This is a genomic window from Streptomyces lavendofoliae (genome assembly GCF_014649735.1).
Taxonomy (GTDB): domain Bacteria; phylum Actinomycetota; class Actinomycetes; order Streptomycetales; family Streptomycetaceae; genus Streptomyces; species Streptomyces lavendofoliae.
Genome location: NZ_BMTP01000001.1, coordinates 37,105 through 55,020, shown reverse-complemented (window position 1 = coordinate 55,020; position 17,916 = coordinate 37,105). Strand labels below are relative to the sequence as shown.

The window sequence follows — 17,916 nt, the reverse complement described above, 5'->3', positions numbered from 1 at the left end:
AGTCGGCGGAGGCGGCCTCCGCGGGGACCGCTGAGGTCGCCGGGAGCTGGTGACCGCGGAGTCCGCGGTGATCCGGGAACGTGATCGCGGTGATCGCGGGAACGTGGTCCCTGCGGGGATCGCGGTCTCCCCGGGGATGAACGAGCCGGTGGACGAGTCCACGGAGTCGATGAGGAGGCGGGCATGGCAGCCGGACTGCGGTTGGGACCACTCCTGCGGCATGTCGACTGGGAGCGCGGGGACCGGGCGACCGTCTGGGTCGAGGCCGACCGCCCCTGCACGGCCGAGGTGCGGTGCGCGGACGGTGCCGGAGGCAGCGTCCGGACCTTCCAGGTGGCCGGGCACCACTACGCCCTGGTGCCCGTCACCGGCCTGACCCCCGGCTCCACCACGCCGTACGAGGTCCTGCTCGACGGCCGTCCGGTGTGGCCGCCCACCGGGCCGGACTACCGCTACCCCGCCAGCACCATCACCGCGCCCCGGCCCGGCACCGACGAGGTGCGCGTCTCGTTCGGGTCCTGCCGCTGGGCCGCGCCCCCCGACGGCGGCGACGACCCGGTCGGCCCGGACGCCCTCGACACCCTGGCGACCCGCCTGGCGGGGGACCCCGGTGCCGTGCGCCCGGACGTCCTGCTGCTCCTCGGCGACCAGGTGTACGCCGACGAGACCTCCAAGGACACCCGCCGCTGGCTGGCGGAACGCCGGGACCTGCGCCAGGCGCCCGGAGCACAGGTGGCCGACTACGAGGAGTACACCCACCTCTACTACGAGTCCTGGCTCGACCCGGGGGTGCGCTGGCTGCTGTCCACCGTCCCCAGCTGCATGATCTTCGACGACCACGACGTGATCGACGACTGGAACACCAGTGCCTCCTGGGTGGCCGACATGCGCCGCGAAGGCTGGTGGCGCGAGCGCATCCTCAGCGGGCTGATGTCGTACTGGGTCCACCAGCACCTGGGCAACCTCTCCCCCGACGAACTGGACGCCGATCCCCTGTACGCGGAGGTCCGCGCCGCCCCGGACGGCACGGAGGTGCTGCGCAGGTTCGCCGCCGACGCGGACGCCGACCCGGCCCGGGTGCGGTGGAGCTACCGCCGCGACTTCGGCCGTACGCGGCTGGTGATGATCGACAGCCGGGCGGGGCGTGTGCTGGACGAGCAGAAGCGGGCCATGCACGACGAGGACGAGGCCCACTGGCTGGTCGAGCAGCTCCTGGCCGACCGGGAGGACTGCGACCACCTGCTGGTGGGCGCGTCGCTGCCGTGGCTGCTGGCGCCGATGATGCACGACGCGGAGACCTGGAACGCCGCGCTGTGCCGCGGTGAGCGGGGTGACCGGTGGGCGCGGCTGGCGGAGCGGGTGCGCCGGGCGGCCGACCTGGAGCACTGGGCCGCCTTCCCGGACTCCTTCGAGCGGCTGACACGGCTGCTCGCCGAGGCCGGCAGCGGGCCGGACGCCCCGGCGACGGTGTGCGTCCTGTCGGGCGACGTGCACCACGCGTACGTCGCCGAGCCCGCATGGCCGGAAGGTGCCACCACCCCGGCGTCCGCGCGGATCGTCCAGTTGACCTGCTCGCCGGTCCACAACCGCATCCCGGCGGCGCTGCGCGCCGGGTTCCGGCTGAGCTGGAGCCGGGCGGGGCGGTGGATCGGGTACGCCCTGCGGCGGCACGGCCGGACGGGGCGGCCGGTCGTGGACTGGCGCCGTACGGGCGGGCCGTGGTTCGGCAACCAGCTGATGACGCTGACGCTGCGCGGGCGGGAGGCGGAGCTGCGCCTGGAGCACGCGGCGGCACGGGGCCGCGACGGGAGCGGTGCCGAGCTGCGGACGGTGCACACGCGGAGCCTGACGCCGCGCCGGGACGGCGCGGCGTAGGCGGAGGCGCGGTCAGGCCCGGGGCGCGGCGGGCGCGGCGGGTGGTCGCGCCGGAGGCGGAGAGGCGGTCGCCGCGCCGCAGGCGCGGTCGCGCCGGGCGCGGAGGCGGCCGGGACGGAGGCGCACGCGGGCCGGGGTGCGGAGGCGGCCGGGACGGAGGCGCACGCGGGCCGGGGCGCGGGCAGGCGGGGCGCGGGCAGCCGGGGCCGCCGGACGCGGACGGGAAGAGACCCCCGGGACGACGTGACCGGAACCCGGCCGTCGGCATGACCGGAGGCGGCCCGGACCGGCGGCGGCCGGCGTTCGACGGTCGGGCCGGACGGGCGTAACCGCAGGCCGGGCGGCCCGGCCGGGGGCCTTGGGGCGGGGCGGATCGCGGCCCGGCGCGGCGGGCGGACCGCACGCCCGCGCTGTGAATGTCCGGTGAACGTCCGCATCAGGCCTCCCACAATCCCGCCCATAGCGGATGGTGATCCTCCGGCCAAGGGTTCGGTGAGAGGCGCGGCACCGGCATGATGACTTCCGCCCGCCCCCGCGGGCACCGCCGACACCGCCCCCTGCTCCGGGAGTCCGAAGTCTTGTCGTCCGAAGTTCCCCATGCCATGGCCCTGGTCGGGGCGGGCCCCCGCGGCACGTCCGTACTCGAACGGCTCTGCGCCTCCGTCCCGGAGCTGGCCCCGGGAACCCCGCTGACCGTCCATGTCGTCGACCCGGCCCCGCCGGGCGCCGGGCGCGTATGGCGCACCGACCAGCCGGCCGAACTGCTCATGAACACGGTGGCGTGCCAGGTGACCGTCTTCACCGACGAGAGCGTGAGCTGCGAGGGCCCGATACGCCGGGGGCCGAGCCTGTACGAGTGGGCCGCGGCCCGCTCCTACCGGCTCGGCCCCGACGACTACCCCACCCGCGCCTGCTACGGCGCCTATCTGGAATGGGCGTTCGCCCGCGCGGTGGCCGAGGCGCCGCGCGAGGTGACCGTGCGGGTGCACGCCGCCCGTGCCGTACGGCTGGAGGGGGGCGACGGTCCGCGGACCCTGGTGCTGGACGACGGCACCGTCCTCACCGGACTGGGCGCGGTCGTGCTGGCCCAGGGCCACCTCCCGGTCGTCCGGGACCCGTCGTCCAGCCACCTGGGCGCGTACGCGGCCCGGCACGGCCTGCGCCACTTCCCGCCCGCCAACCCGGCGGACCTCGACCCGGCTCCGATCGCCCCCGGCGAACCGGTGCTGCTGCGCGGCCTGGGCCTGAACTTCTTCGACCACATGGCGCTGCTGACCGAGGGCCGCGGCGGGGTGTTCCACCACGACGGCCAGGGCCGGTGCGTCTACCGCCCGTCGGGCCGGGAGCCCCGGTTGTACGCCGGCTCGCGGCGCGGCGTCCCGTACCAGGCGCGCGGTGACAACGAGAAGGGCGCCTCCGCGCGGCATGAGCCGCTGCTGCTGACCCCGGACGTCATCGAGAGGTTCCGCAAGCGGGCGGACGCGGGTGACCCGCCGGACTTCCTGGACGAGATATGGCCCCTGGTGGCCAAGGAGGTCGAGACGACGTACTACGACACGCTGCTGCGCCACCCGAGGGGCTTCCGCGGCCGTTTCCTGGCCGCCCCGGAGGACACCCTCGACGCGCACGCCGTGCCGCCCCGCGACCGGTGGTCATGGGAGCGGATCTCGCGCCCGTACGCGGGGGAAACGTTTCGGTCACCGGCGGACTTCCGTGGCTGGCTGCTGGCGCACCTGCGGCGGGACGCGGCCGACGCGGCGCTCGGCAACGTGACCGGCCCGGTCAAGGCCGCGCTGGACGTGCTGCGCGACATCCGCAACGAGCTTCGGCTCGTCGTCGACCACGCGGGATTGCCGGGCACCTCGCGCAGGGACCACCTGGACCGCTGGTACACGCCACTGAACGCCTTCCTTTCGATCGGCCCGCCGCGCCGCCGCATCGAGGAGATGACAGCCCTGATCGAGGCCGGGGTGCTGGACGTGATCGGCCCCCGTATGAGCATCCGTCCCCACAACGGCGCGTTCGTGGCGGAGTCTCCCGATGTGCCGGGATCCGCCGTGACGGCCACCACACTGATCGAGGCCCGGCTGCCGGAGCCCGACTTGAGGCGCACTGGCGACCCACTGCTCGCCGGAATGCTGGAGTCCGGCCAGTGCCGCACTCACGTGGTGGACGGATACGACACCGGAGGGCTGGACGTCACACCGTCCCCGTACCGGCTGATTGACCGTCAGGGGCGTGCCGACCAGGCCGTTTTCGCCCTGGGTGTCCCCACGGAGGGCGTGCACTGGGTGACAGCGGCCGGCGCCCGGCCGGGCGTCGACTCGGTGACCCTTTCGGACACGGACGCGGTCGCTCGAGCCGCCCTCCGCGCATGCTCCACCGCGGAAGCGGAACGACCGAATGTTGAACTTGCAAGTATTGATTAGGAATCCCTAACCTGGGGGCTCGTCGGTTCCGTCCCCAACCGAAGGATTCCCATGTCCCAGATATCCGCGCGCCTCGATCAGGGCCGCCCGTACGTCCTCGGCCTGTTCCGGATCGTCGTCGGCCTGCTGTTCCTGTGCCACGGCGCCGCCTCCCTCTTCGGCGTCCTGGGCGGTGCGGGCGGGACCGGCGGCACCGTCCCGACCGGCAGCTGGCCCGGCTGGTACGCGGCCGTCATCGAGCTCGTCGGCGGCGCCCTGGTGCTGGTGGGCCTCGGCACCCGCGCCGCCGCGTTCATCGCCTCGGGCGCGATGGCGTACGCGTACTTCAAGGTCCACCAGCCGATGGGCCTGTTCCCGCTCCAGAACGGCGGCGAACTGTCGGCCATGTACTGCTGGTCGATGCTGCTGCTGGTCTTCACCGGCCCGGGCGCGCTGTCGCTGGACACCGTGTTCTCGTCCTCGCGGGCGACCGACCGCGGGCGTGAGCCGGTCGCCGCGTAACGAGCCGCACGGCCCCGCCCCGCACGGCCCCGCCCCGCTTGTCCCGCTCCCCCGCTGGTCCGCCTCTCCGCCTCTCCGTCTCTCCGCGCCGCTCCGGCTCGGCCGGGCCCCGGGCGCCGGGCGCCGGGCACGCATGGACGCCCGTTCCCGCCCACGCGGGGGCGAGACGGAGTCCGCTTCCCGGACCGGGCGGGGCCGCCGACGTCACACAGTCGCCGCCGGTCCCCGCCCGGGTGGCCGCCCGGCCCGCCCTTCGGCGTACGCTTTCGGCCTGTCCAGCCGCCGCCCGCTCCAGGGGACCGGCTTCACGGGACCGGGGAGTGAAGGTGCTCGAAAGCGTGGCCGCCGGCCCGTGGATCTACGCGGCCGTCGCCGCCTCCGTCCTGCTGGACGTGTTCCTGCCGGTGCTGCCGAGCGGCATCCTGGTCGTCACCGCCGCGACGGTCGCCGCGACCGGCGGCGGCTCGCTCTTCGCGCTGGTCCTCTGCGCGGCCACCGCCTCCGTGGTGGGCGACCTCGTGGCGTACGGCCTGGCACGGCGCGGGCGGTCCCGCCTGCACCGGCTGATCTCCCGGTCGCGCAGGCTGGCCATGGCGCAGGAACGTCTCGGCGCCGCCCTTGCCCGCGGCGGCGGCGTCCTGGTCGTCGTCGCCCGGTTCGCGCCGGCCGGGCGCTCGGTGGTGTCGCTGGGCTGGGGCGCGGCTCGCCGCAGGGCCGGCCAGTTCCTGCCGTGGTCCGCCCTGGCGGGCGTGGCCTGGGCCTCGTACAGCGTGGCGCTGGGCTACTTCGGCGGCCAGTGGCTGGGCGCCACCTGGACCGGAGTGGCCGTCTCCGTCCTGGCCCTGTTCCTCGCGGGTGCCCTGGCGGCCTACGTCGTACGGCGCCCCGCTGCCCCCTCGGGCGCCGCGTCCCCCGTTCCGGCCCGCAGCGCCACTGCCGTCGCGCCCCCGCTCACGCCGGCCCTCCCCATCCCGGCCCAGGCGGCCGTCCCCTCGCCGGCGCGGCCGGTTTCCCCGTCCCAGCCGCCCCCACCCACACACCCGGCACCCGCACCAACCGCTTAACGACCATCACCCCGGCACCGCCCCACACCAACGGCCCCACCGCGTCCCCCGCGACCCAGCACCACCCCGGGCCTCGCGCTCCCGCGCGGGCTGCGGCCCGGACCACGCAGACCGCGTCCACCTGCCCCGGGCACCACCCCCGGGCTTCAGCACGGACCTCGGCCCGAACCCCGGGCCGAGCTTCCGGCACCACTTCGGGCCTCTTCGGCGCCACCAGGGGGGCCTGCGCCCGGTATCGCCCCGAATCCAGGCGTCCAGCACGGACCTCGCCCGAACCCGGGCCTGACTCCCGGCACCACCTCGGACCCGGCCTCGGACACCATCCCCGCCCTGGTGGCCCCGGCACCGCCTCCGCCCGTACCCCGGCCACCTCGCACACCAGCTCCCGGCACCACCTCGGCATGCCCCCGGCAACGTCCCGGGGCTCACGCTCCTGCACCACCTGCCGGCGGCCCGCGCTCCGGCACTCCTCGGCCTCAGCCCGGCATTACCGGGGCATGGGGCCCGGGGCCCGGCACTGCGCCAGACCGGCCTGACCGGGCCCCGGTCAGGAGACGTCCTGCGCCCGCACGCGGCCGGCCGCCTCCTCGTGCTCGACCGCGCGTGCGGCGCCCCGCACCTCGAGTCCGTCGAGCAGCCGCCGGGTCGCTTCGGCGACCTCCTCCACGGCCCGCTCGAAGACCTCGCGGTTGTGCGCGGCGGGAGCGCGGAAGCCGGACACCTTACGGACGTACTGCAGAGCTGCGGCGTGGATGTCCTCCTCGGTGGCCTCGGTCGGGAGCACGGGCGGGCGAAGGGTCTTGATGCTGCGGCACATGCCCCCAGTGTGCGCCCGCCCGTCCTCCCCGGTCACCGCTTCGGCCGCTTGCGACGCACCCTTGCCCGCGCCCTCTCCCGCTCCCGCTCTCGCTCTCGTTCCCTCTCCCGCTCGATCGTGTAGGTGGCCCAGTCCCCGCGGTGCAGGTTGCACCGTGGGGCGCCCACCATGGCGAGCCGCTGACAGCACCCGCCGTGCTTGGTGCGCGCGCCGCACTTGGACTGTGTACGAGCCATGTCGTCGCCTCCTGGTACGCGTCGGTGTTCCCCTGACGCAGGGTCCCGCTCCCGGGGACCGCCCAGGCAGGGCGCACGGCGGTCCCACGAAGGTGCGCTCCGTCGCACGCGCGGTCCGGCGTCCGCTGCGCGACGCACGGGCCGCACCTAAACTGGCTGCGGAGGTGCACGCCATGTCCAAGCGAGGCAACAAGCGCCGCGCCCGCAAGAAGAAGGGCGCCAACCACGGCAAGCGGCCCAACGCCTGATCCGGTCCTCCGCCGCGAGCCACACCCGCCGCTCCGGCACCGCCGTGTGCTCGGGGCGGCGCGGGCGCGCGTGGCGCAGCAGCAGGGCGCGGGCGGTGGCCCCGACCCACCGCTTCTCGGGACGGTGCGACCGGCGCCGTCAGGCCCCGCCCTGTTCCCGCCCGGCACGCTCCACGGCGTCGAGTGCGGCACCCCACGGGAACCCGCCGGGCAGCTCCGCACCCGGCGCATCGGGCAGGCAGGTCCCCTCACCGAACAACACGCGCACTCCGGTCGCCCGCAGCGTCGCCACCGACGTACCGAATGCCGGGTGCTGCACGTGGGCCTCGTTCACGCACGGCATCATCACCGTGGGAATCCGCTTCCCCGCTCCCTGGGAGGCCATGCTCACGACGAACTTCCCCGTCAGTCCCAGCGCCCACTCGTTGACCACGGTGAACGTGGCCGGTGCGAACAGCACGACGTCCGCCGCGGGCCACGGATCCGGCTGCCCGGGCAGCTCGTACTCGACCCGCACGGGGTGCCCCGTCAACGCCGCCAGACCGTCCAGCCCGTGCTCCAGCCACCGGGCGGTGGTCGGCGTCAGCCCAAGGCAGACGTCCCAGCCCCTGCGCTGAGCGTCCTCGATCACACTGGCGACATCGAATACGGGCGGAGCGGCTGAGCAGAACAGATGCAGGGTCCTCGTCATACCCCCATCCGATCACACCCAACACGCCTGCCGAGTCTCAGCCTTGGCCGATACACCTACGTCGGAAACCGGCCGCGCAGTGTTCGGCGGAGGCAGTCGCCGTCATCGGCACCGGCCGCGTAGACAATCAAGGCCACCCCCGACCCAGCCGAGAGCCCCCTCCCGCTACGCGCAGACCTGGCCGAACATAATCACCCCGCAAGGGCGGTTCCCCCTTGTCCCACGGCGCACGCATGCACCGTGCCGCCCGGCAGCCGTCGCTGTCAGGAGCGGAAGAGCTGAGGATACGGACAGGGCTCCAGCGAATCGTCGGGACGGTCCGCCCACCTCCACCAGACATGGCGAGACGTGCATCGCCACAGGACGCGGCACGCGCGCTCGCCATCGCCCTCCCGACCGGACAGGACGAAACCTCCGGACCGCATCGTCCGGTGGCACTCGGGACACAGGGGCGGGGCTACGGCCATGAGCCGCCAGATACGCCGCGCGGCTCGGGCCGCCACCCGCGCGAGGCCCCCGGGGAAGGGCGTCACGGACCGCTCGTAGCTGCTGCTGTCTGCCGCCGGTGATGTCTGATGCGGACGTCAGGCCGGCCGAACCACGATGGCCAGCGCCCGGAAGTCGTACCCGTCCTGCTTGAAGCCAGGGGCTTCCCACCGGAGGTCCACCCGCTGTCCCGGCGACAGCGTGCGGAACCCTTCCATCCGGATGTGGGAGTAGTGGCCCCAACAACCGCCGGGTGTCTCCGGGGAGTCGAGCACGCCCCAGCCTTCCTCGTCGCGCCACTCACGGACAGTCGCAGTCACCATGCGGGGCACCCTACGGGTCCCGTCCGCGCCGACGCACCGCGCCTGGCCCCGGGAATCACCGACGCGTCCCAGCGCGCCGGACCTCCGAGCCGCCTGTCAGGTCGGGGAAATGGGGATCCTCACGCCGTCGCCGTCAGGGACCGCGACCGTCGCTGACAGGTACGGATGTCAAAAGACCCCCAACCGTGATCGGCTGGGGGTCTTTTGACTGGTGGGCGCGGACGGTTTCGAACCGCCGACATCTGCTTTGTAAGTTCGTGCGGGACGCTCTCGCAAAGGGCGGATCGCGTGCGACCACCGTCATCCGCCGCCGTTGATGTCAGTTTTGGATGTCAGCCGGCCGCACTCGACGGCCCGCTACCGCTTCTTCCGAAGCTTCTTCATCTTGGCTTCGGCTTCCTTCTTCTTCCGCTGCTCGACCCCGTACGGGGACCACGCCCCCTGGTGCTTGGAGCACCGAGAGGTACCCGTCATCGCCTTGTTCTGGCAGCGGCCCCCGCTCTGGGTAGGAGCACCGCACTTCGACTGAACCATCCTGCCCCCTTCGTCGCCGGACCCTGGAATGCTTCCAGCGCTCGACGCAGAGCTGGGAGGCGCAACCGCGGCGGACAGCAGCACGCCGACAGCACACGGCCCAGGAACCGGGCTCAGGCTTCTTCCGCCGCGCCAACCAGCCGCCCGGATGCGCACTGCCCATCCGCCTCCAGGTCCCCGCGCTCCAGAGCCTCAATGGCCTTCCGCCGCCATCGGCCGACCACAGCGGCCACAACCACCAGTACGACGAGAGCGGCAACAGGTGCGCCCCAGATCAGACCGCCGATGGCGAAACCGAGCGACTCCATGACTCCCCTTGTGTGGTGTGTCGTCAGCGATTGATCGGGATCTCGTAGACGATCTCGCACAGTGCGGCGGGCACGACGATGTCCGCCGTCTCCACGGGCCGGCCCTGCTCGCTGTAGTACGTCCGCCGGATGTGCGTGACGAGCGCGGCCTTCTGGATCCCGAGAAGTGAGGCTTCCTCAGCGGTGGCCTGCCGCGGCTCGGGCTGCTCGACGGCGTGACTGACGTTGATACCGATCTCGGCCATCCGGTTCACAACACCGGCGCCAGCGTGCGGCCCGCCCTCAGGCAGAACGACGAGAGTCCCGCCGGTGAGGTCGTACGGCTCCCAGCTCGTCGACAGTTGCACGGGCCGCCCGTCGGCGAGGAACTCGTACACGGTCCGGACGCACAGCTCGCCCTGGCCAATCCCGAGCCGCGCGGCAATCTCGGCCGGCGCGGGCACCTTCGCATCGGTCCGACTCTCCCAGCCACCGTTCCGCCCGACGGCCTTCATGTCCGCCCGGAACGGCGACCCGTCCGGCTGCTCGCGCGCCGCGGACCGCACCATCCGCACCCGCTGCCGGGGCTCGGCCACATAGGTCCCGGACCCAGCCCGCCCCTCCAGCACACCCTGGGAGATCAACAGCTCCTGGGCCCGGCGAACAACGTTCTCGCCCACCCCGCACTCCTGGCCGATCTGGGCCCGCGAGGGCAGCCGGTCTCCAGGACTCCACTCGTGCTCCGCAATCCGCCGCCGCAGTTCGTCGGCGATACGGAGGTATGGCGGCTGCTCAGGCATATGGAAAATCTAGTCCACTAGCTCTAATCTAGTTAACTAGCTTCACTTAAAGTGATCACCGGTAACGGAGGCTGTTCTGTGCCTGCTCCCGAAGTAAGCGCGGAGGCCCTCGCCGCCCGGTTGTCCGCCCTCGGACTGACCACACGCGTACTAGCTCACGCCAGAGACACGTCGATCGAAGCGGAGGTACCGGAAACCCTCCCCGCAGAGACATGGCGGGAGGTCCTGGAAGTCCTGGCACAGGCAGACCGCTTCGGTCTCCTCGCCACCAGCCTCGGCGGCCGAACCCTCTGGGCCGCAGTGAACAAGCGGTCCCCGCGACACGCGACGTCCGGGGACCCGGCCATCAGCGATGGGAGCTGATCAGCATGCGCAACCGTATCCGCCGCGCACTCCACCCGACCAGACCGCGGCACGCCCGAACCGCCCACCCCCACATGCCCTTACGCCGCGCCACCCCGCCGGGGCCGGCCATCATCGCCCCGAGCACACCCCTAGCCATCCGGCACGTCTTCACTGCCGAGCACCCCCACCCCACGCCGGCAGAGGCGGCCTGATGCCCCACGCGAAGCCCACCCCGTACCGCTCGTCCCGGTGCCAGATCGGCACTCACCACGAGTGCGCCCACTCCTCCCCGGTAACGGCCCCGGTCGACATCCCGGTGATCTACGAGGCGTGCGCCTGCCCCTGCCACACGCCGGCGACGACCCCGCCCCGCCCGGAGGCAACGGCATGAAGCCTTGGTCCCCGACTGGTGCTGTGGTCGCCCCCATCGAGATCACCTCGATCAACGTCCAACGAGGTGACGTCATCCAGATCGGCGGCCAGCCCTGCCGAGTAGCCGACCTACGCCAACTCCCCCTCGGCGCCAAACGCCTCCTCTTCGAAACGGGCGAGCAACTGACCATGCACCCCCGCACCCGCCTGGTCGCCCTCCGAGTCCAGAAAAGGTGGTGACCCCGACCGTGCCCACCCTCCGCGACACCATCGCCGAAGACCTCCGCATCCAGATCACCACCGGCCGCCTCAAGCCCGGAGCCCGCCTCCCCTCGGAACCCAAGCTGGCCACTCACTACAAGGTCAGCACCCCGACCATCCGCCAGGCCCTCGCTCTCCTCCAGGCCGAAGGACTCATCGAGAAGACCCACGGCAAGGGCAACTTCATCCGCACTCCGCTCCGCCGCATCACCTACACGGGCGGCGCCGGCGTACCGTTCGCCCCCGACCTCCAGACCACCATCCGCACCACCACCGTCCAGGCACGCGGCCACATCAGGGCCCTCTTGAAGGTCCCCTCCAACACCCCCCTTACGGAGTTCCACTGCACCACCTACGAGGGTGAGACACCCCGAAGCGTGGCCCGCATCTACATCCCCCGCGACCTCGCACCGACCGCACGACTCGCCTCGTCCTCCTGGCCCGGCGGTCGAGACATGGACCGTACGGAAACCCAGGAGACGGTCACCGCCCGCCTCCCCACCCCGGAAGAGGCATCTGCCCTCCGCATCAGCCCCACGCGGACGGTCCTCACCATCACGCGCATCGCCCTCAACTCCACCGGCCGCGTACTCGAAGCCGCTCTACTGGCCCTTCCCAGTGACGCCGCAGACGCGGTATTCACCACCCACCCGACCCTCAAGGAGGAGACGGACAGATGACCTCCCGTGACGAACTGCGGCTCCTCCCTTGGTCCGGCCCCGACGGCAAACCGTGCTTCCTGAGCACCGACGACGACAGCAGCCACCTGTCTCGCCTGGCCGACACCCTCGAAACGACCTACCTCGACCAGGCGGCCGGCGTACTGCACCACGCCATCGAGCTGCTCGGCCTCCCGGAGCCCGATCCGGTGGATCTTCGTGCGGTGTCCGCGGATCTCATGGAAGCCTTGGGCCAGGTGCTACGCATTGCAGAGAGCCGCGGCTGGCGCCTCCCATAGACGGGATCCAACCCGCCCCAACAAGGCCATCCCGCCTCGAAGCGAAGAGGGGCACAGGGCCCCGCATGCACGACCATGAAGCCCCCGGCATCTCTGCCGGGGGCTTCTCTGACACACGGCTCCGGAGGCCGTATGTAGCGCACAGATCGTTGCTGGTCAGCTGCTTATGACGGCTCTTAGGTCGTGTACTCGTCCACGCATAGGCCGCAGCGCCTCGTCTGAGTCTGGGAGGGGCGACGCAGCCCCGTTGAGCGGCGCCCGCCCAGTCACTTCGTGAGGCATCGGCCGTGAGCTGTATTAGCCCTCATCGTCTACTGCGTCAGGCTCCTCAGGGATCTCGCCTGCTTCGCCAATCTCAGGTTCGACGTCGAGAACCTGCCGCCCGCGATAGTATCGCCACGCACTTGGATAGGCTCGCTGGTTATCGGGGTACATGATAGCCCGGCCTGGAAGTGCGGCGATCTGCCATTCTTCGGGCAAGTTCCTCGCAATGAGACTGAAGAGTTGATCAACCGTCAGATCCGCATCAAGAATCTGTATCTCCCTCCTATAAGCTGAGCCCATCTTCTTCTTCTCATAGCGGAAGGTGTAAGGGGCCACCTTGCTCACGTGGGCCAACAGCTTGGCGAGCGTAGTCGTTCCGGGAGCTATTTGCGGAATCGTCCGACCCAGGTCGATGGGGAAAAGTGCATCGAAGTGATTTTCTTTTACAACGGTCTCGTCTCGGCGCTTACCCGGATCATTATTGCCGAACCCGTTGTTGTTCCAAGGAATTTCCCCTCGCTTCTTGTAATTATTGATCAGCAATTTCTCGGGCGCGAGCGCTGAGAAGTCTTCGGCGACATAGAGGCAGGTGAAAGTCATCTCAGAAAGGGAGATGCCCTGGCGTCCCGATACCTTCCTCAGGTGCTTCAGGATCCGGGTCGGTAGCGATTTATCCGCCTTGCCTACATAGACGAAGTCGCCATTTCGGTACAGCTGGTAGACGCCGGGGCGATCTTCCAGTTCGGCCAAGTTGGGCTCTGTCAGTGGGGCAGGGATCAGATCGTCCAGGGCATCGGCCAGTTGATCACCGAGCGCCTGTGTGATGCTGAGTCTGAAGTCACCATGATTCGCGCCGCCCCGTCCCGCTGTGTCCGGCATCGCCGTCTCCCCTCCTGGCTTGATGATCAAGGGAACTCTAGGGCGTGACATGGTTCGCTGCGGGCACCTTCGGGCTAACGTGCCTCAAGATCGCAAACTCCGCGGTATGGTTTGCTCATGGTTGACCTGCCAGGAGACATGAAGAAGCCCCGCACTAGCGTTGAACTGTTCGCCGGCGGGGGTGGCCTCGCCATGGCGGTGCACCGTGCTGGCTTCCGCCCTCTCCTGCTTAACGAGTTCAACGCGCGGGCGTGCGAGACCCTTGAGGCTAACGCAAGCAGGACGCTCGGCGTTGACGGGGTCAAGCGTACGGAGTCGCGGAGTCCCGTACCGCCGGCCGAGGGTGAGCCCGCGCCTCTCTTCCCGTTGGATGTCAGTCATCTAGACCTGAGCGCCTTCGAGGGACAGGTGGATGTGTTGGCTGGCGGGCCTCCATGCCAGCCCTTCAGCGCTGGAGGCGTGGCGAAGGGGGATGAGGACAAGCGAAACATGTTCCCCGCCATGTTTAAGGCCATTCGCGAGATGCGCCCAAAGGCTGTTATCTGTGAGAATGTTCGGGGTCTTCTGAGGCCTTCCTTCCGGGACTACTTCACTTATATTCAGCGTGAACTTGCTTTGCCATTTGAGTCCCGAAAGTCCAATGACTTGTGGCAGGAGCACAACCGCAAGCTGGCTAGCATTTTGGGCGATACGGTCGACCTTCCTGACGAAGATGACAACGCGGAGCACTACCGCGTCAAGGTGTTCCCAGTGAATGCGGCCGATTTCGGCGTACCGCAGGTGCGCAATCGCGTTGTGATGGTTGCCTTCCGGGCTGATCTTCCCGTCGATATTGAAAAATTCTACGAGATCTACTCTGCGCGAAAATACTCCGAAGAAGCTCTCTACTTGTCATTGCTAGACGACAACAGTGAGTACTGGACGCGACATGGCTACGTTGAGCCGCACGTACGGGAACGGGTTCGGGCGCGTATCCCAAAGGATGTCCAGCCCAAGTTGGGAGAGGAGGACCTTCCTCCCTGGCGAACCCTCCGTGACGCAATCCAGGGATACGGTACTGATGAAAGGCTACCAGCGCTCCCGAATATCGACCTCGAGATGCTGGACAAGAAGACCAATCAAGCTGACCACCTTGGCATCTCTGATCATGTCGGCTGGCCTGAGGCGCGGATCTACAAGGGCCATACCCCTAACGAACTCGACAGGCCAGCAAAGACCGTTAAGGCGGGGGTACACGGGGTTCCGGGCGGTGAATCGGTGGTGCTACTTGATGAGTTGGCATCCGGCTCCGTGCCTGGAGATGGCGCGACCTACCGGCATCGCTACATGACTGTCAGGGAGACCGCCCGAGTCATGACGTTCCCTGACGACTGGGAGGGTAGCGGTCCCAGGGGCGAGAAAATGCGTCAACTCGGAAACGCCGTGCCAGTACTTCTTGGGGAGCACTTTGCGCGGGCGGTAGCAGAGACCCTCGACGATGCGGGGCAGTGACTCATTGATGGATTCGGTTGGTCGGCACTGGAAGGAAGAGGTCCCGCCAGAGCGTGCGTACAAGCGGCGGGCTGGAGCCGCGCCGCCTACTGTCGAACAGGATAAGGCTGCTGGCGGGAGGCATCGCCGCTGGGTGGCGCTAGGGGATAATCGATACGCAAGAGCCTCTATTAGTCTGCGTCTCTACCGTCGAACGCGAAGGATTCGTGCATACCTTCGCTGGTCGAAGGACGGGGAGACACAGGAGCGGTACGTCTGCGAGGTCTCACAGGATTGGCGAGGAGCCAACCTGGCCGAAGCCTGGCGATACGCGTGGGAGCAGGGTTTTGTAACGGAGAGACCTCTTCCGGCGGACTCTAAGGCCTCTTCCATAGGGGTTCGCGTCAACATGCAGGCGAACCGCGCCCGTGATACTGGACCCGAGCTGGCGCTGCGTTCGCTCCTTCACGCGTCTGGGTTGCGATACCGAGTGGATACCCGTCCTATCCCTGAGATCCGGCGGCGCGCGGACGTGGTGTTCCCTAGGGAGCGCGTTGCAGTTTTCGTCGACGGCTGCTTTTGGCACGGGTGCCCCCTGCATAGCCGTCCGGCCAAAAAAAACTCAGAGCTGTGGTCGGCCAAAATCAGCGGAAATATGGAACGCGATGCGGAGACGAACGCCCTCCTCGTCGCCGCCGGCTGGACCGTCCTTCGTGTATGGGAGCACGATGATGTCGGTGCGGCTGCGGAAGCCGTGGCGATGGCTGTAGCCAAGGCTCGACAGGATCTGTGACCCCTGACGGTAAATCCTGTCAACTAGGTGCCACAGCGCAAGCGGGTCCTGTGGCGAGGCTCGACGTTGATTCAGTGCCACGGCCCCCGGATACCATCCGGGGGCCGTCGTGTCAGCAGTTCAGCCGGTATTCAACGCAGTAAGAGGCTAGCGAGTCGCTTCAGATGATGGGCGGCTCTCTTTGTAGCCAGAGTTGCAGTATGGGTGAGTCATCTGTCCGTTATCCATAGCTCCGCCACCGCCATCCTCCTTGCGAATTTTGTGGTCGAATGTCATTGATCTCAAATGCAGCCGCGCGTTGCAGATTTGGCAGACCGGAGAGGATTCCAGTGTCGCCTTTAGGACGATTGCGTTCTTGGTTTCGCTAGAGAAGTTTCGCCCATGTCTTCTATCATCTTCCGTGATGGCTTTGACCGGTAGGCGCGGATTGGAGTTCGCGCGCATTCGCTCAATTGTGGCCTCATCGTCAAGTCCTTCAGCCAGGGAATCTAGAAGGATCTTGTACATTTCGAGGATCGGTGGCACCGACCTCTGAAGGCTTCCATAGGATTGAACAATCTGATTCAGAAAGTGCTTGTAGCTGACCAGGAAGTCCTCGAACTTGGCCCGGAGCTCGGTGTACTTCACGAGGCGTCGCTTTTCCACCAGTTCCTGCGTGAAGGCCACTGCGGCCAGGAAGGCAGCTGGTTGAAATCTTCCAGTCGCGCTATAGAAGTAGACGGCCGGGTGAAGCCCTAGGGATGCTGGTGAATTTCCGGCAATCTTCGAGGCAGCTTTTTTGGTGGCTCGCATGAATTCGAGTGTGGCTGTGCCATCGAGGTCGTCTGCGAGAGTGCTCATGTCGCTCTGATTCGCGGTGGTTCGCTTACGCCCGTTCTTCTCAGGCTGCCACATCTCTGGGCGTAGCCTGTTCACGAAGTTGACGAGTTCGAATACCATCTTCAAACTGTCCGCCGAGTAGCCTCGCCCAGCGACTGGCAGGTCGGTGGACCTGATGGACATGTCGAGGGTTGGTCTGAAAATCAGATCGTAGACGTCCTTCGCTAGCGACTCGATTTCCATCTGAATTGGATCATCAAAGGAGGACCAGTACTTATGTCCGGTACCCGCTCGAATGAATGCGCGTGCCGCGAGAGCGTTAGGCTTGTGGCGCGCTTTGATCATATCGAGCTCAGTAGGGTCAATAGGTGTGGCTTGTTGATTGATTCGAAAGAAGGAGCTTTCCGCCTTCTCGGCTTCGCCGTTTACCCATTGTAGCTGGAGCGCGAAAGCGCTGAGATTTCTAGCCAGGCGCAGTTTTTCGCTAGAGGTGGTGTCGGGGTTTTGTAGCGCTGTCTTGAGCTCGCTGAAAGATCCTACGCTGTCCTGGATCAACTTCCTTGTTGTTTCGGCGGCCTTTTGTTGTTCGGAGGGGATAACGCCGTCGAAGAATCGCAGCGAGCGGTGCTTATCGCCATAGTCGTCGTGAACCCAAGCGATCAATGCGCTGAGTCTATGAGCTCCGTCAATTGCAAAGATATTGCCGCTTTTCGGTGAGCGCCAGAGAATGATGGCAGGGATTAGGTCTCCTTCCAGGAAGCTCCGTACTAGTGCAGCAACCTTGTCTGGAGTCCAGTTTGCTGTTTCCCTCTGAAAGTCAGGCTTACGGAGGACGTTGTACATGAAGCTCTCGGGCCCCAGTTCGGCTACGCCGAGATTTGCCATTAGTCCTGATGGCTGCGTAAGCGCTTCAGGGCTTGCCGCCTCGAAGTCTTCGCGCGGGATGAGAGCATCGAGATTTACCATGTGTTTCGCCATGTTGTCCTCCCCTTAAGCGCCCCAGCTGGTGGCCCGCTAGCCTAGCGGCTGGAGTTTGTCCGGGCACCGCTTTCACGAAAGTGCGTCGTTGGTTACGCAGAAGGGCAGTGTGTTATTCATCTACGCAGACGGCCGCAGTCCCGGTCCGCCAGGGCCCGAGGGCGTCCCACTGCAGTGGTGCAACGGCGCCGCACCGTCAGAGGAGTCGCGTGTGCCGGCTACTGACTGGATGATGGGGGCCGCGACTGAGGCGTGTCACGCACGAGGTCGGTGGAGCGGCTTTGGGCGGGAGCTGCTTTGGGGCGAGTGATCATGGCCCCGTAAGCTTCAGGCGCGTCGGGCAGTCTGTGGACCTGCCCGCTAGAGCACGACGTTGGGGCCATGATCTTCGAGGCTCGCCCCAAAGTGGCTGCCTAAAGCCGTGGAGCCGACCGCCCCAGCCACGGAGGGGTTTCCTACCTCTGCCCGCATGCACGCAGCGCGCCG

17 protein-coding genes and 1 pseudogene are annotated in these 17,916 nt (G+C 68.3%); 10 read left to right on the top strand and 8 right to left on the bottom strand.

Annotated elements, in window-relative coordinates; genetic code table 11:
- The first annotated feature begins 183 nt into the window (after positions 1 to 183).
- From IE109_RS00285 to IE109_RS00270, 4 genes are all read left to right on the top strand, one after another.
- Positions 184 to 1,875, top strand: coding sequence for an alkaline phosphatase D family protein (locus IE109_RS00285; RefSeq protein ID WP_189548341.1), 1,692 nt, complete (start codon positions 184 to 186; stop codon positions 1,873 to 1,875).
- 602 nt (positions 1,876 to 2,477) lie between these two features.
- On the top strand, positions 2,478 to 4,304 hold the full coding sequence (locus IE109_RS00280) for an FAD/NAD(P)-binding protein (protein ID WP_229890475.1): 1,827 nt from the start codon (positions 2,478 to 2,480) through the stop codon (positions 4,302 to 4,304).
- 60 nt (positions 4,305 to 4,364) lie between these two features.
- Positions 4,365 to 4,805 carry a DoxX family protein gene (locus IE109_RS00275; protein WP_189548807.1) on the top strand — a complete coding sequence of 147 codons (441 nt, stop codon included), beginning with the start codon at positions 4,365 to 4,367 and terminating at the stop codon, positions 4,803 to 4,805.
- 326 nt (positions 4,806 to 5,131) lie between these two features.
- Positions 5,132 to 5,869: a DedA family protein gene (locus IE109_RS00270; protein WP_189548340.1), complete on the top strand. Its 738-nt coding sequence runs from the start codon at positions 5,132 to 5,134 to the stop codon at positions 5,867 to 5,869.
- Between the two features lie 547 nt (positions 5,870 to 6,416).
- Here IE109_RS00270 and IE109_RS00265 read toward each other — a convergent pair.
- A complete protein-coding gene (locus IE109_RS00265) occupies positions 6,417 to 6,686 on the bottom strand; it encodes a DUF2277 domain-containing protein (protein WP_189548339.1) in 270 nt (89 codons plus the stop codon).
- A 32-nt stretch (positions 6,687 to 6,718) separates the two neighbouring features.
- A complete protein-coding gene (locus IE109_RS00260) occupies positions 6,719 to 6,922 on the bottom strand; it encodes a hypothetical protein (protein WP_189548338.1) in 204 nt (67 codons plus the stop codon).
- A gap of 173 nt (positions 6,923 to 7,095) precedes the next feature.
- Between IE109_RS00260 and IE109_RS33960 the strand changes: the two genes are divergently transcribed.
- A complete protein-coding gene (locus tag IE109_RS33960) occupies positions 7,096 to 7,170 on the top strand; it encodes a 50S ribosomal protein bL37 (protein WP_373297613.1) in 75 nt (24 codons plus the stop codon).
- 139 nt (positions 7,171 to 7,309) lie between these two features.
- Here the strand turns inward: IE109_RS33960 and IE109_RS00250 are convergent, their stop codons facing one another.
- From IE109_RS00250 to IE109_RS00235, 4 genes are all read right to left on the bottom strand, one after another.
- Positions 7,310 to 7,861, bottom strand: a complete 552-nt coding sequence (locus IE109_RS00250) for a flavoprotein (RefSeq protein ID WP_189548337.1) — start codon at positions 7,859 to 7,861, stop codon at positions 7,310 to 7,312.
- Positions 7,862 to 8,445: 584 nt separating this feature from the next.
- Entirely contained in the window at positions 8,446 to 8,670 is a 225-nt protein-coding gene (locus tag IE109_RS00245; protein WP_189548336.1) for a cold-shock protein, read from the bottom strand.
- Positions 8,671 to 9,317: 647 nt separating this feature from the next.
- A complete protein-coding gene (locus IE109_RS00240) occupies positions 9,318 to 9,512 on the bottom strand; it encodes a hypothetical protein (RefSeq protein WP_189548335.1) in 195 nt (64 codons plus the stop codon).
- A gap of 23 nt (positions 9,513 to 9,535) precedes the next feature.
- Complete coding sequence (locus IE109_RS00235) at positions 9,536 to 10,291, bottom strand: GntR family transcriptional regulator (RefSeq protein ID WP_189548334.1); 756 nt, start codon at positions 10,289 to 10,291, stop codon at positions 9,536 to 9,538.
- A 78-nt stretch (positions 10,292 to 10,369) separates the two neighbouring features.
- Here IE109_RS00235 and IE109_RS32900 point away from each other — a divergent pair.
- The 3 genes and pseudogenes from IE109_RS32900 to IE109_RS00225 all read left to right on the top strand — a co-directional run.
- Positions 10,370 to 10,644 (top strand): annotated as a pseudogene (locus tag IE109_RS32900) (hypothetical protein); the annotation flags it as partial.
- 612 nt (positions 10,645 to 11,256) lie between these two features.
- Positions 11,257 to 11,949, top strand: coding sequence for a GntR family transcriptional regulator (locus IE109_RS00230; protein ID WP_229890397.1), 693 nt, complete (start codon positions 11,257 to 11,259; stop codon positions 11,947 to 11,949).
- Positions 11,946 to 12,227 carry a hypothetical protein gene (locus IE109_RS00225; RefSeq protein WP_189548332.1) on the top strand — a complete coding sequence of 94 codons (282 nt, stop codon included), beginning with the start codon at positions 11,946 to 11,948 and terminating at the stop codon, positions 12,225 to 12,227. Before IE109_RS00230 ends, IE109_RS00225 begins: the two co-directional genes overlap by 4 nt.
- A 297-nt stretch (positions 12,228 to 12,524) precedes the next feature.
- Here IE109_RS00225 and IE109_RS00220 read toward each other — a convergent pair whose 3' ends face one another.
- Positions 12,525 to 13,400 (bottom strand): GIY-YIG nuclease family protein, encoded by an 876-nt coding sequence (locus tag IE109_RS00220; RefSeq protein WP_229890395.1) that lies wholly within the window; start codon positions 13,398 to 13,400, stop codon positions 12,525 to 12,527.
- An 87-nt stretch (positions 13,401 to 13,487) separates the two neighbouring features.
- Here IE109_RS00220 and IE109_RS00215 point away from each other — a divergent pair, with 87 nt between their 5' ends.
- Positions 13,488 to 14,861, top strand: coding sequence for a DNA cytosine methyltransferase (locus tag IE109_RS00215; protein WP_189548331.1), 1,374 nt, complete (start codon positions 13,488 to 13,490; stop codon positions 14,859 to 14,861).
- Positions 14,848 to 15,633 carry a very short patch repair endonuclease gene (locus tag IE109_RS33835; protein ID WP_308431317.1) on the top strand — a complete coding sequence of 262 codons (786 nt, stop codon included), beginning with the start codon at positions 14,848 to 14,850 and terminating at the stop codon, positions 15,631 to 15,633. Before IE109_RS00215 ends, IE109_RS33835 begins: the two co-directional genes overlap by 14 nt.
- Before the next feature lie 147 nt (positions 15,634 to 15,780).
- Here IE109_RS33835 and IE109_RS00205 read toward each other — a convergent pair whose 3' ends face one another.
- Positions 15,781 to 17,430 (bottom strand): HNH endonuclease family protein, encoded by a 1,650-nt coding sequence (locus IE109_RS00205; protein ID WP_189548329.1) that lies wholly within the window; start codon positions 17,428 to 17,430, stop codon positions 15,781 to 15,783.
- Positions 17,431 to 17,916 lie beyond the last annotated feature (486 nt).

What these genes read in the sequence shown, in the direction of transcription:
- IE109_RS00285 (WP_189548341.1), top strand. Translation starts at nt 184, where the DNA reads ATGGCAGCCGGACTGCGGTTGGGACCACTCCTGCGGCATGTCGACTGG.
- IE109_RS00280 (WP_229890475.1), top strand. Translation starts at nt 2,478, where the DNA reads ATGGCCCTGGTCGGGGCGGGCCCCCGCGGCACGTCCGTACTCGAACGG.
- IE109_RS00265 (WP_189548339.1), bottom strand. Translation starts at nt 6,686, where the DNA reads ATGTGCCGCAGCATCAAGACCCTTCGCCCGCCCGTGCTCCCGACCGAG.
- IE109_RS00260 (WP_189548338.1), bottom strand. Translation starts at nt 6,922, where the DNA reads ATGGCTCGTACACAGTCCAAGTGCGGCGCGCGCACCAAGCACGGCGGG.
- IE109_RS00250 (WP_189548337.1), bottom strand. Translation starts at nt 7,861, where the DNA reads ATGACGAGGACCCTGCATCTGTTCTGCTCAGCCGCTCCGCCCGTATTC.
- IE109_RS00245 (WP_189548336.1), bottom strand. Translation starts at nt 8,670, where the DNA reads ATGGTGACTGCGACTGTCCGTGAGTGGCGCGACGAGGAAGGCTGGGGC.
- IE109_RS00240 (WP_189548335.1), bottom strand. Translation starts at nt 9,512, where the DNA reads ATGGAGTCGCTCGGTTTCGCCATCGGCGGTCTGATCTGGGGCGCACCT.
- IE109_RS00235 (WP_189548334.1), bottom strand. Translation starts at nt 10,291, where the DNA reads ATGCCTGAGCAGCCGCCATACCTCCGTATCGCCGACGAACTGCGGCGG.
- IE109_RS00225 (WP_189548332.1), top strand. Translation starts at nt 11,946, where the DNA reads ATGACCTCCCGTGACGAACTGCGGCTCCTCCCTTGGTCCGGCCCCGAC.
- IE109_RS00215 (WP_189548331.1), top strand. Translation starts at nt 13,488, where the DNA reads ATGGTTGACCTGCCAGGAGACATGAAGAAGCCCCGCACTAGCGTTGAA.
- IE109_RS33835 (WP_308431317.1), top strand. Translation starts at nt 14,848, where the DNA reads ATGCGGGGCAGTGACTCATTGATGGATTCGGTTGGTCGGCACTGGAAG.
- IE109_RS00205 (WP_189548329.1), bottom strand. Translation starts at nt 17,430, where the DNA reads ATGGCGAAACACATGGTAAATCTCGATGCTCTCATCCCGCGCGAAGAC.